Raw genomic sequence first — 12,224 nt, 5'->3', positions numbered from 1 at the left:
GAAATCAGTTCACTATCTTCTTACACTTTCATTCTTGAAGCTTTATTCTATGCAGCTTCATATTAAATTGGTATAACAAAGTTCGCGGCGAGTTGGTTTGGGATAGTGTCGCGAGTGGGAGCAAGCCGGGGACGGACAGCAGTAAAGCGGGGTCTTGTTCCCAGAGGCGAATAACTCGATATCCGTGTCGGGTGTTCGTGTCTGTGTACTCGGATACAAAAACTTGTTCTGAGGCTGTTTGCTGCAAAAAGATTACTACTTGATTGATGGAACAGGAGTATTGCCGTTTGAGCCTGACGTAGTAGTCTAGCATCCTGAAGGCGATCGGCGGGTCGGAGTAGGGTCTGGTTTCAAATTCCAGATGCAGGATTTGGTTATCCGTTTGCAGGAAAACGAGAGAATCGGCTCGGATGGGTTCTTGAATTAGTTCGGTTTTGAGTACCTGAACGCTGGTGGGCTCGTCAATTGGTAGCAGCCAGCTTACGAAGGCGGCGGGGAATTTTTCTGCTAGATATTTGCAGGTGTTGTCGTAGGCCAAGGAAGTTGGGTTGTGAGAGGGGTTATTTAGAAGAGTTTAACTCTATGGGCATCTACCTGAGAGGAGATTTTTGGGCAATTTGGGGAAAGTCATTACTTTTTCTCACTTTTTCTCACTTTTTCTCACTGACAAAGCTGAACTTGACTCCTTAAAATACTCAAATGCCAGCAGATGGCTCGCGTTTATGTTTACAAATTACCCTAATAGAGGAGTTGACAAAAGTGAGTTTACCATACAACCTTGTCGAGGCAATTCGGAATATTATGGCTGCTTTGGCTTTGGCTCAAGGAATCTTATCGCCATCACAGGTTTCTGATATTCCCAACTCGACAATAATAGCTCAATTTGAAGAGCAAATCGGAATAGCAGACCAGGAAGAAAGAGAGGAAGTAGAAAGGGAACTAAAAAAAGTAAAATCCAATCAATCGACCATGCTAGAGATAGCCAAAGAAACAGGATACGGTAGCGGTGATTATGGCGGATAAATCAATTTTAATTGATTTTTACCAGTAGAAACAACCATAAGGGGGATTGAGTTACAATCCCCCGCTACACTTACCAAAGGATAACTATCAATGTGGATTTTAATTTTAATTGTGATGGCTGTAGTTGTCTACTTCGTGATGTCACAGGCATCAAGCAGCAATCAAGCTAGTAAGGCATCAAGTAGGACTAAAGCCAGTCAAGTTGATTATTCAAGTCTTCAAGTTGATTATTCAAATCTTGAAGTATCACTTGAGAGCAGCATCTCTACTAGCTATAGCTACACACGCCTTCGTGACCTACTAGCAGAAGGCAAATGGAGAGAAGCTGATGAAGAAACAGGTAGGGTGATGCTGAGCGTAGGAAGTCTAGCAGTAGAGAGAAAAATCCAAGCGGGAGAATATAAGTATGGTCTAGTGCCGGATTATAACCGTCTCATTGGCGGAATGGCAGACTACTTCCCTTGTGCCGATCTTTCTACTATTGATCGACTTTGGCTTAAATATAGCAACGGTCGCTTTGGATTTAGTGTACAAAAACGAATTATATCAGAACAAGGAGAGGATGTACTATCCATGATTTCTGGTAAGAAACGTGGAAGAAAAAAATATTTTCTTGACGAGATAAATGAGGAAATTGAATTAAGAAAAGTCTGCTATAGTCGCATAGGATGGTACGATCCTAACAACGTGGGTCAATATACAAAAAAATATAACGATCTTACTTTTGCAATCCAGGCTCCCTATGGACATCTTCCCACAGGTAATTACTGGCGGGAAGGACGTGGTGGGTCATGGAAAAATGAACCGGTGAACGACAGTGCCCTACTAGACATCTTGAATAGGCTTTCAAGTTGCGGTATTGCTCTGTAGTCAAAATCCCAGTCACATAAACTTGTTTACACACTTGTATAGAACATGGGATTCAGTGACGATCGCCCTTTCACTCCTAAAAGCGATCGCACCTCATCACCCTCACCTTTCTACAACCTTCTCCGATCGCCTGCTTTAAAGGTTTTTGAAGCGCGATCGCCCAAATCATCCCCAATGCGATCGCTCACGCTTGGGAAGTCGGGAGTCTGCAAGCATTAGAAGAAGTAGAAAGTGCGATTAACCTTTTTTACTCCACCACACAAATAGAGTTTTACAATAGCATTCAACAAGCAATTTGAAGCGTCCTAGGTTCAGGGATAGATTCACCTTCCGCTTCCCAAGCTTCCAAATACATTTCAATCACTTCTTCGCCCTTATGAATTGCTTCCTCACGAGTTTGACCGTGAGTGCAAGGCATCACCACGCGATCGCCAAACTCTGGAATCGTGACTAAGAAAAGCCGATCTTCATCAGACCATTGAACAATCATACTGTATCGACTCATAAATCCTCGCCCTTCCTTAACTCATTCAGCTCACTTAATAACTGTGCTAACTGCTTTTCTAGGTAGAGTGCCACATCATCTCCATCTTTGCCGGGAATTGTCAGCGTTTTTCTGAGCATTGGATGTCGCCAACGCTCGTGGCTACCTTTGCCGCGCTTGGGTAGATAAACAAAACCTTCACGCGCAATCTGAACTTTCAACTCTCTAATTTTCCTTGGCATGGATTTTGTCTACTGCTCTACTCTATTTTATCACTTTTTTTCGACTCCTCCAAATACGATCGCACCTTCTCACGCTCACATTTCTATAACCTTCTCCCATCGCCTGCTTAGCTTCAACTTTGGGCTGTAGTTCCGGGTGTTTGCGGATGAGGGCTTTGTAGGCACGTTTAAATGATTGAGCAAAGGTGATAAGTTTCAACGGTTTAGCTCCGCGATCGCTTCATTAACTGTACCTCGAAACACCTTTCCAGATTGATAGTCTTGTTTTCCTTGTGCAATGTTAGCAGCAATTTCGGTGCGACGGCGATCGCTAAGTCTCCGGTGCATGATGACAAGTAAAGCAGTTTGTTCGTCTATGGACAAGGTTTCGATCTCGTCTAAAATACTGTCAAATGTTGAGGTTTGCATGGTGAGTTAGGTTTTGTGGCGATGAGGGCTGTCTTATTTTACTCAGGTTTAATAGAATTTGCTGAAGGCGATCGCACCTCCGATCGCCTGCTTTAAAGGTTTTTGAAGTCCGTGAGATAATAAATGTCTCTTGCTGGCACGATCGCTCTCTTTTGCGATCGAGGTTGACACTGACTATTATTTATAATGTGCAGAAGTCTCAACCATTATTCGAGAAATTCAATCTGAAACAACACGATCGCCCGTTAGCGTTAGCGAAGCGATCCGAAGGAAAGCCCTCGAAGAGGATCGCCCCATCCAAATAGTCCTGAACCCACATCGAGGCCAGAAACCGGGTTTCTTCCTATATCTCTAGCCCAGAATCTGCGATTTTTCATAGAAACCCGGTTTCTTCCCGTAACTCCTACCAAATCAAAATCTGGCAATACCCTAAATATAATTAAAATTTGTTAAGATTAACTCGACCTCAGCGCCGGCATCCCATCCGCCGCTAAACCAGCCCTTCCCCAGTCCCCACAACAATGCTGCGACTCGAACACATCAGTAAAATTTACCCCACAGGCGTCGTACTCAAAGATGTCACCTGGGAAGTCAAACCAGGCGATCGCATCGGCTTAGTAGGCGTTAACGGTGCCGGCAAATCCACCCAACTCAAAATCATCGCCGGCGAAATCGAACCCACCGCAGGCGAAGTCATTCGCCCCGCCAGCCTCCACATCGCCTACCTCTCCCAAGAATTTGAAGTAGATCCGACTCGCACCGTCAGAGAAGAATTTTGGCGCGCCTTCAGCGAAGCCAACGAAGTCCACGAATCCCTGATGCAAGTCCATCGAGACTTGGAAAACTCCTCTCCAGAAAATCTCGACGAACTGATCCACAAAATGGATCGGCTGCAACGGCAATTTGAAGGCTTAAACGGCTACGGTTTAGAAGCCCAAATCGAGAAAATTCTGCCCGAAATCGGATTTGAACCCGAAGATGGCGATCGATTAGTCAGCGCCTTCAGCGGTGGCTGGCAAATGCGGATGAGTTTAGGCAAAATTCTCCTGCAAAAACCCGACATTCTGCTACTAGACGAACCTACCAACCACCTCGACTTAGAAACGATCGAATGGCTGGAAGTTTACCTGAAAGGGCTGACAACCCCGATGGTAATCGTATCCCATGACCGCGAATTTCTCGATCGGCTCTGCACCCAAATCGTCGAAACCGAACGCGGTGTTTCCAGCACCTACCTCGGCAACTACTCCTCCTACCTGCTGCAAAAAGCAGAAGCCAGAGAAGCCCAACTCAGCGCCTACGAAAGCCAGCAAAAAGAACTCGAAAAACAGCAAGCTTTCGTTGAAAAATTCCGCGCCAGCGCCACTCGCAGCACCCAAGCCAAAAGCCGCGAGAAACAGTTAGACAAAATCGAACGCATCGAAGCCCCCACCGGCGGATTAAAAACTTTGCATTTCCGCTTTCCCCCCGCACCCCGCAGCGGCCGCGAAGTAGCAATAATTGAAGATTTGGTGCACACCTACGGCGAAAAAATTCTATTCTTGGGAGCAGACTTATTAATTGAAAGGGGCGATCGTATAGCCTTTCTCGGCCCCAACGGCGCGGGCAAATCCACCCTGCTGCGACTGATTATGGGTTTAGAAAAGCCTTCTGAAGGTACAGTCAAATTGGGAGGTCACAACGTCATCCCCGGTTACTTTGAACAGAATCAAGCCGAAGCCTTAGATTTGAATAAAAGCGTGATCGAAACCATTCACGACGAAGTACCCGACTGGAAAAATGAAGAAGTTCGGACTTTGTTGGGCCGTTTCTTATTTACGGGCGAAACAGTATTCAAACAAGTTGGCGCTTTAAGCGGCGGCGAAAAAGCCCGCTTAGCTTTGGCAAAAATGCTGTTGACTCCCGTGAATTTGCTGATTTTGGACGAACCGACAAATCACCTCGACATTCCGGCGAAAGAGATGATGGAAGAGGCGATTCAGAATTATGACGGTACGGTAATTATCGTTTCGCACGATCGCTATTTCATCTCCCAAGTCGCCAACAAAATAGTCGAAATCCGGGACGGAGACTTTCGCCCTTATTTGGGAGATTATCACTACTATCTCGATAAAATAGCTGAAGAAAAAGAGCTAGCCAAGTTAGCCAAACTTGAAGCAGAAAAAGCAGCTAAAAAAGCAGAAAAAGAAGCGAAGAAAAAAGCTGCTGCTAAGCAAAAATAAACTTGCATCCCACGCAGATAAACCTTAAATCCGCGTTTATCTGCGTGCATCTGCGGTTTAAAAAGCATCTGATTCTTAACTAACCCAAAATTCGACTAATCATCTGATTCGCCTGGGACTCGTAACTCCCACCAAACAAATTAAAATGATTTAAAATGTGATAGAGATTATAAAGAGTTTTGCGTTCTTCATACCCTGAATCCAAAGGCCAAACCTGATTATATCCCCGGTAAAACTGCCCCGGAAATCCACCAAATAGCTCAGTCATCGCAATATCAACTTCTCTATCTCCCAAATATGCCGCCGGGTCAAAAATTACCGGTTCCCCCGCAGATGTCACCCCCGCATTTCCCCCCCACAAATCCCCGTGAACTAGCGAGGGTTGAGGTTCATAACCAGATAACAATTCAGGAATCATCTGTAATAAACGTTCCCCTTGCGGAAAATGACCACCCCGACGGCTAGCCAATTTTAATTGATAACCAATCCGATGTTCGGCCCAAAATTCTGCCCAATTTGCCGTCCAATTATTAATTTGTATAGTTGAGCCGATCGTATTATTAATATCCCACCCAAAACCACCCCTGAGCAAGCCCGAATTAGGCTCTTCTCCACCCCTTAGCAAGGTAGAATTAGGATCTTCTCCCCCCCTTAGCAAGGGGGGGTTGGGGGGGGTGTATTTGTTGTGCATTTCGGCGAGTTTTCGCCCCATTTCTTCCCAAGCTCGATCGCCCCCGCGACTTCCCAAATCCAGCCATTCCAGCACAATATAAGCTGAATTCCCCTCAGTTCCCCAGCAAATCGGCTCAGGTACTCGAATCGTCTGGGTTTGCAGCAAATGCTGCAAACCCAGCGCCTCAGCTTCAAACATCGCGACTTGGGAAGCTTGATTGATTTTCGCGAAGTAAGTGCGGGAACTGCTGCTGATAGAATAGCCTTGATTGATGCAGCCACCGCTGACGGAATGGCGATTGTCGATCGAAAATGTTTCTCCCGTTGTTTCACAGATGTGCGCGGCAATTTTCTCCCACATAGCATGAAATCGTGTTGAGGGTTGAGGGCGATCGAAATTACTTTAACAGGTATAGCAAATTAACTGGAGTTTAGACTAAAAAAGAGAGAACGGTGGCTTTCAGCAGGACTTGAGCCACCGCGCCGGGAGAGAATGAGGGTGAAAAATAAAACCTATCCACTCCCTCAATGAACAGTGAACGATTAAAGGACTTTCGTCAAGCAGCATACGAATTATTGGTGCGAGCGAAAGATGCCACATTCGAGCTCATGGATGCAGTAATGACAACAAGGAATGCGGCTTGTTTGGCGGAATTTTCGCTCAATCCATTATTCAATCGTCAATGCAAGAGCGTCTACGAAGCGTTACAAGACTGTAGACCAGACCGAAAAAAACTGATGGAGTTGTATCAAGAGCAATTAGAACAGCAAGTACCTGCAACAGAACATATATTAGTGGCGATCGATCATACTGTATGGGGGAGACCGGACGCTAAAACCTTAAAAGACAGAACCCATGAATATCAGGGGGGCGTAATTATTGGACAAGGGTACAGTACAATTGCCTGGATACCTGAAGCTGCTTGAAGTTGGGCATTACCCCTACTCCATGAAAGAATTAGTAGTGGGTCTTCACCCATACTTCAAGCAGCTTCTCAACTTAAACTTGTCTGTGAACAGAGCATCAATCCAGTCTTAGCAGTCTTAGACGCCCGAATATGGCAATGCAAATTGGGTATTAGCGCAAGCCGATATTCAAGCTGATTGCTTAATGAGAGTCCGAAAGAATGCCTGTTTGTGGTCAGCACCACCAGCCTATAGTGGTCGCGGTAGGCCACGGAAACATGGGCAGAAAATGAGACTCAACGACCCAACCACATGGCTACAAACGGATACTGTGATTGAAATTGATGAACATCCACAGTTGGGACAAGTCCGAGTTAGTCAATGGCTTGACTTACATTTTTATCGTGCGCCTGGACATCCTGTTAATTTAATCCTCGTAGAAAGAATGAATCCCATGTCAAACGGTCACCCATTTCCACCCTTGTGGTTGGTTTGGGTGGGAGAACGAACTCTACCCTTAGAAAGTGTTTGGTTTAAGTATTTACGACGTTTTGGAGTGGATCATTGGTATCGGTTTGCTAAGCAACGATTACATTGGACATTGCCTAACTTGAGAACTCCCGAACAATCTGAGCGTTGGAGTGATTTAATGCCGTTGATGAGTTGGCAACTCTGGCTGGCTAGGGATTTAGTTCTCGAACATCGACTGCCTTGGCAATCTGCTACGATTAATTTAATCCCTGGACGTGTTGCTCAATCAATGTTGTCGCTTTTAGTTGACATTGGTACTCCCGCAAAAATGCCTAAACAGAGGGGAAAATCCCCCGGCTGGGAAAAAGGAAGGGTACGGACGGTAGCACCGCGATATCCCACTGTGAAAAAACGGGTTTCTCGACGTAAAAAGTCTTCAAGATTAGTTATTTAATCTTCTCCCTCTTAAGTTTTTGAGTAACAGCTTGCCGGATATTCAAAGGCGGCTACTTTTGGCTGCAATCATTTTTTAGTCTAAACTGCAGAATTAAAAATTAATCAGCAAAAACAACAAAGCTTAATTAGCAAAAACAACAAACCACCTATCTGTACAGAGAGGTGGTTTTGTTTAAAAGTGGTTCGAGGGATTGAGCTATTTTCGAGCTGGAACCAGGGCGTTTAACCGTCGAGAAAGGAATAGCATCCCAGTGATGCCACGGGGTATTTTGAAACTACCAAAAAGTTGTAAGGGTAAAAAACCCTGAAGACTGCAGAGAAATTAAGTCATCATCATCACCATGTAGAAAGAGAGGTCAAGCCCTCGGTCTATTAGTACGCCTCAGCTTCATCCCTCTCAGGACTTCCACTTAACGCCTATCAACGGGTGTTCTGCCCGTGACCTTACTGGATAACTCCATGAGAAGACTCATCTTGAGGTGGGCTTCCCACTTAGATGCTTTCAGCGGTTATCCACTCCGCACTTGGCTACCCTGCGTTTACCGTTGGCACGATAACAGGTACACCAGCGGTGCGTCCCTCCCGGTCCTCTCGTACTAGGGAGGACTCCTCTCAATCTTCTTGCGCCTGCACCGGATATGGACCGAACTGTCTCACGACGTTCTGAACCCAGCTCACGTACCGCTTTAATCGGCGAACAGCCGAACCCTTGGGACGTACTTCCGCCCCAGGTTGCGATGAGCCGACATCGAGGTGCCAAACCTCCCCGTCGATGTGGACTCTTGGGGGAGATCAGCCTGTTATCCCTAGAGTAACTTTTATCCGTTGAGCGACGGCCCTTCCATGCGGCACCGTCGGATCACTAAGACCGTGTTTCCACCCTGCTCGACTTGTAGGTCTTGCAGTCAAGCTCCCTTATGCCTTTGCACTCTCTGGCTGATTTCCAACCAGCCTGAGGGAACCTTTGCGCGCCTCCGTTACCTTTTAGGAGGCGACCGCCCCAGTCAAACTACCCCCCTGAAACTGTCTCCTTCCCAGATAATGGGTAAGGGTTAGAATTCTAGCCTCGCTAAAGTGGTATCTCACCGTTGGCTCGATTCTGCCCACAAGCAGAACTTCACAGCCTCCCACCTATCCTGCGTAAGCGAAGCCCGAACACAATTCCAGGCTATAGTAAAGCTTCATAGGGTCTTTCTGTCCAGGTGCAGGTAGTCCGTATCTTCACAGACAATTCTATTTCGCCGAGTCTCTCTCCGAGACAGCTCCCAGATCGTTACGCCTTTCGTGCGGGTCGGAACTTACCCGACAAGGAATTTCGCTACCTTAGGACCGTTATAGTTACGGCCGCCGTTCACCGGGGCTTCAGTCGCTAGCTTCGGTTACCCTAACCAACTTCCTTAACCTTCCGGCACTGGGCAGGCGTCAGCCCCCATACGTCGTCTTACGACTTTGCGGAGACCTGTGTTTTTGGTAAACAGTCGCCTGGGACTCTTCACTGTGACCTACTTGCGTAGGTACCCCTTCTCCCGAAGTTACGGGGCCATTTTGCCGAGTTCCTTAGAGAGAGTTATCTCGCGCCCCTTGGTATACTCTACCTCCCTACCTGTGTCGGTTTCGGGTACAGGCTGACATTGCTTATGGTGTTTAGAGCTTTTCTTGGAAGCCTGACATCTACCACTTCCCTCCCGTAGGAGGTCGTACTCGTACCTCAGCTCAAGACGTTTTCTCCGTCTCTCAACACCTCGAATACTTGAACCGGTAACCAACATCCGGCTGGCGATTGCCTTCTCCGTCCCTCTGCACCAACAATGTCAGGTACGGGAATATTGACCCGTTATCCATCGACTACGCACTTCTGCCTCGCCTTAGGACCTGACTCACCCTCCGCGGACGAGCCTGGCGGAGGAACCCTTAGGGTTTCGGGGTGTAGGATTCTCACCTACATTTGCGCTACTCAAGCCGACATTCTCACTTCCGCACAGTCCACACCTGCTTGTCGCTAGTGCTTCACACCGTTGCGGAACGCTCCCCTACCAATACATGACTTTTACATCATTTATTCCACAGCTTCGGTAGACTGCTTAGCCCCGTTCATTTTCGGCGCAGGAGCGCTAGACCAGTGAGCTATTACGCACTCTTTTAAGGGTGGCTGCTTCTAGGCAAACCTCCTGGTTGTCACTGCACTCCCACCTCCTTTATCACTTAGCAGTCATTTTGGGACCTTAGCTGGTGGTCTGGGCTGTTTCCCTCTTGACGATGAAGCTTATCCCCCACCGTCTGACTGGCCGAGTACCAGTTTAGTATTCAGAGTTTGCCTCGATTTGGTACCGCTCTCGCAGCCCGCACCGAAACAGTGCTTTACCCCTAAACTTAATCTCGACCGCTGTGCCTCAACACATTTCGGGGAGAACCAGCTAGCTCCGGGTTCGATTGGCATTTCACCCCTAACCACACCTCATCCGCTGATTTTTCAACATCAGTCGGTTCGGACCTCCACTTGGTGTTACCCAAGCTTCATCCTGGACATGGTTAGATCACCCGGGTTCGGGTCTATAAACAGTGACCTGTGCTTTCACACGGGCGCTCTTGTCAAACTCGCTTTCGCTTTGGCTTCAACCCATAGGGTCTTAACCTGCCACTGCCTATAACTCGCCGGCTCATGCTTCAACAGGCACGCGGTCAGACGTTAAATCGTCCTCCCACTGCTTGTAAGCTAACGGTTTCATGTTCTATTTCACTCCCCTTCCGGGGTTCTTTTCACCTTTCCCTCGCGGTACTGGTTCACTATCGGTCACACAGTAGTATTTAGCCTTACGAGATGGTCCTCGCTGATTCACACGGGATTTCACGGGCCCCGTGCTACTCGGGATACAGTCACGCTCTTTTCTACTTTCGACTACAGGACTTTCACCTTCTCTGGTGCAGCTTTCAACTGCTTTGTCTAGCTTCAAGATACGTTAATTGACTGTCCCACGACCCCAGAAGTAAAAACCTCTGGTTTAGGCTGTTTCCCGTTCGCTCACCACTACTTGGGAAATCGCTATTGCTTTCTCTTCCTCCAGCTACTAAGATGTTTCAATTCGCTGGGTTCGCCGCTATCAGTCTATGTATTCAACTGATGCTTACTGGGTTGCCCCATTCGGACATCTCCGGATCTATGCTTGCTTCCAGCTCCCCGGAGCTTATCGTCGGTCGCCACGTCCTTCTTCGCCTCTGTGTGCCTAGGTATCCACCGTTAGCCCTTTGTAACTTGACCACTTGATTTTTTCATGGTGGTCGCTTGTCTGATGCTCCGATTTCTCGGATGATAGACACGCTTTGATGACTTAATTTCTATGCAGTTTTCAAGGTTCTGACTAGAGTTTTAGACTCCAGCATTCCGACTTCTTTTTTGACCTTCTTTGACAAAGTTAGTCTGGGTGCTGATTTCTATTTTTTTGGGTTTTTTTGGCAGTTGTGATAGTTAGTGAGAGTGGAGGTAAGCGGACTCGAACCGCTGACTTCCTGCGTGCAAGGCAGGCGCTCTACCAACTGAGCTATACCCCCACACTTGTAAGTTCTGATTTTGATTTTATGAGTCCTGAATTAATCTTTGATTATCCATTTCTCATTACTGACAATTCATCACTTTTTTCCAGGTGGGCCATCCTGGATTTGAACCAGGGACCTCACCCTTATCAGGGGTGCGCTCTAACCAACTGAGCTAATAGCCCGCGATTTCCGAACCAGTTAATAGTTTGAAAGCTTTGACATCTATTATTATACCTCGAACGACCAGGGATGACTGACAACGACCTATTGTTTAGGTTCGGTCTATTATCAGATGGTCTCCCTAAAAGGAGGTGATCCAGCCACACCTTCCGGTACGGCTACCTTGTTACGACTTCACCCCAGTCATCAGCCCTGCCTTCGGCATCCTCCTCCTTTACAGGTTAGAGTAATGACTTCGGGCGTGGCCAACTTCCATGGTGTGACGGGCGGTGTGTACAAGGCCCGGGAACGGATTCACCGCAGTATGCTGACCTGCGATTACTAGCGATTCCGCCTTCATGCAGGCGAGTTGCAGCCTGCAATCTGAACTGAGGCAGGGTTTACGGGATTAGCTCACTCTCGCGAGTTGGCTGCCCTCTGTCCCTACCATTGTAGTACGTGTGTAGCCCAGGACGTAAGGGGCATGCTGACTTGACGTCATCCCCACCTTCCTCCGGTTTGTCACCGGCAGTCTGTTTAGAGTGCCCAACTTAATGATGGCAACTAAACACGAGGGTTGCGCTCGTTGCGGGACTTAACCCAACATCTCACGACACGAGCTGACGACAGCCATGCACCACCTGTGTTCGCGCTCCCGAAGGCACTCCTCCCTTTCAGGAGGATTCGCGACATGTCAAGTCCTGGTAAGGTTCTTCGCGTTGCATCGAATTAAACCACATACTCCACCGCTTGTGCGGGCCCCCGTCAATTCCTTTGAGT

11 protein-coding genes, 2 tRNA genes, 2 rRNA genes and 1 pseudogene are annotated in these 12,224 nt (G+C 47.4%); 6 read left to right on the top strand and 10 right to left on the bottom strand.

Features of this window, described 5'->3' with window-relative positions; all coding sequences use genetic code 11:
• Positions 1 to 28 precede the first annotated feature (28 nt).
• On the bottom strand, positions 29 to 538 hold the full coding sequence (locus QUB20_RS26575; RefSeq protein ID WP_445299433.1) for an Rpn family recombination-promoting nuclease/putative transposase: 510 nt from the start codon (positions 536 to 538) through the stop codon (positions 29 to 31).
• Positions 539 to 759: 221 nt separating this feature from the next.
• Here QUB20_RS26575 and QUB20_RS26570 point away from each other — a divergent pair, with 221 nt between their 5' ends.
• The 3 genes from QUB20_RS26570 to QUB20_RS26560 all read left to right on the top strand — a co-directional run bounded on the left by QUB20_RS26570 (position 760) and on the right by QUB20_RS26560 (position 2,112).
• Positions 760 to 1,023: a hypothetical protein gene (locus QUB20_RS26570; protein WP_333291773.1), complete on the top strand. Its 264-nt coding sequence runs from the start codon at positions 760 to 762 to the stop codon at positions 1,021 to 1,023.
• A gap of 90 nt (positions 1,024 to 1,113) precedes the next feature.
• Positions 1,114 to 1,893 carry a GUN4 domain-containing protein gene (locus QUB20_RS26565; protein ID WP_333251175.1) on the top strand — a complete coding sequence of 260 codons (780 nt, stop codon included), beginning with the start codon at positions 1,114 to 1,116 and terminating at the stop codon, positions 1,891 to 1,893.
• Between the two features lie 45 nt (positions 1,894 to 1,938).
• On the top strand, positions 1,939 to 2,112 hold the full coding sequence (locus QUB20_RS26560) for a hypothetical protein (protein ID WP_333251177.1): 174 nt from the start codon (positions 1,939 to 1,941) through the stop codon (positions 2,110 to 2,112).
• 64 nt (positions 2,113 to 2,176) lie between these two features.
• Here QUB20_RS26560 and QUB20_RS26555 read toward each other — a convergent pair whose 3' ends face one another.
• The 4 genes from QUB20_RS26555 to QUB20_RS26540 form a co-directional block, all read right to left on the bottom strand.
• The gene (locus QUB20_RS26555; protein WP_333251180.1) at positions 2,177 to 2,398 is read right to left on the bottom strand and encodes a type II toxin-antitoxin system HicB family antitoxin; all 222 of its coding nucleotides are present in this window, start codon (positions 2,396 to 2,398) and stop codon (positions 2,177 to 2,179) included.
• On the bottom strand, positions 2,395 to 2,598 hold the full coding sequence (locus QUB20_RS26550; RefSeq protein ID WP_332944760.1) for a type II toxin-antitoxin system HicA family toxin: 204 nt from the start codon (positions 2,596 to 2,598) through the stop codon (positions 2,395 to 2,397). The genes QUB20_RS26555 and QUB20_RS26550 overlap by 4 nt, the downstream gene beginning before the upstream one ends.
• Positions 2,599 to 2,814: 216 nt before the next feature.
• A complete protein-coding gene (locus tag QUB20_RS26545) occupies positions 2,815 to 3,027 on the bottom strand; it encodes a hypothetical protein (RefSeq protein WP_194062328.1) in 213 nt (70 codons plus the stop codon).
• Positions 3,028 to 3,075: 48 nt separating this feature from the next.
• A complete protein-coding gene (locus tag QUB20_RS26540) occupies positions 3,076 to 3,198 on the bottom strand; it encodes a hypothetical protein (RefSeq protein WP_333251184.1) in 123 nt (40 codons plus the stop codon).
• Positions 3,199 to 3,548: 350 nt separating this feature from the next.
• Between QUB20_RS26540 and QUB20_RS26535 the strand changes: the two genes are divergently transcribed.
• Positions 3,549 to 5,249: an ABC-F family ATP-binding cassette domain-containing protein gene (locus QUB20_RS26535; protein WP_333251187.1), complete on the top strand. Its 1,701-nt coding sequence runs from the start codon at positions 3,549 to 3,551 to the stop codon at positions 5,247 to 5,249.
• 79 nt (positions 5,250 to 5,328) lie between these two features.
• Here QUB20_RS26535 and QUB20_RS26530 read toward each other — a convergent pair whose 3' ends face one another.
• Positions 5,329 to 6,282, bottom strand: a complete 954-nt coding sequence (locus QUB20_RS26530; RefSeq protein WP_333251189.1) for a fructosamine kinase family protein — start codon at positions 6,280 to 6,282, stop codon at positions 5,329 to 5,331.
• Positions 6,283 to 6,449: 167 nt separating this feature from the next.
• Here QUB20_RS26530 and QUB20_RS26525 point away from each other — a divergent pair, with 167 nt between their 5' ends.
• Both QUB20_RS26525 and QUB20_RS26520 read left to right on the top strand, forming a co-directional pair.
• Complete coding sequence (locus QUB20_RS26525) at positions 6,450 to 6,848, top strand: hypothetical protein (protein WP_333251192.1); 399 nt, start codon at positions 6,450 to 6,452, stop codon at positions 6,846 to 6,848.
• Positions 6,849 to 6,990: 142 nt separating this feature from the next.
• Positions 6,991 to 7,752 (top strand): annotated as a pseudogene (locus tag QUB20_RS26520) (hypothetical protein); the annotation flags it as partial.
• 354 nt (positions 7,753 to 8,106) lie between these two features.
• Here the strand turns inward: QUB20_RS26520 and QUB20_RS26515 are convergent.
• The 4 genes from QUB20_RS26515 to QUB20_RS26500 all read right to left on the bottom strand — a co-directional run.
• Positions 8,107 to 11,010 (bottom strand): 23S ribosomal RNA (locus tag QUB20_RS26515).
• A 217-nt stretch (positions 11,011 to 11,227) separates the two neighbouring features.
• Positions 11,228 to 11,300, bottom strand: a tRNA-Ala gene (locus tag QUB20_RS26510).
• A gap of 93 nt (positions 11,301 to 11,393) precedes the next feature.
• Positions 11,394 to 11,467 (bottom strand) — tRNA-Ile (locus QUB20_RS26505).
• A gap of 122 nt (positions 11,468 to 11,589) precedes the next feature.
• Positions 11,590 to 12,224, bottom strand: a 16S ribosomal RNA gene (locus QUB20_RS26500); the annotation flags it as partial.

Source organism: Microcoleus sp. B4-C2 (assembly GCF_036705265.1).
In the GTDB taxonomy this organism is placed as follows: domain Bacteria; phylum Cyanobacteriota; class Cyanobacteriia; order Cyanobacteriales; family Microcoleaceae; genus Microcoleus.
This window is presented reverse-complemented; position numbering and strand designations above follow the sequence as displayed.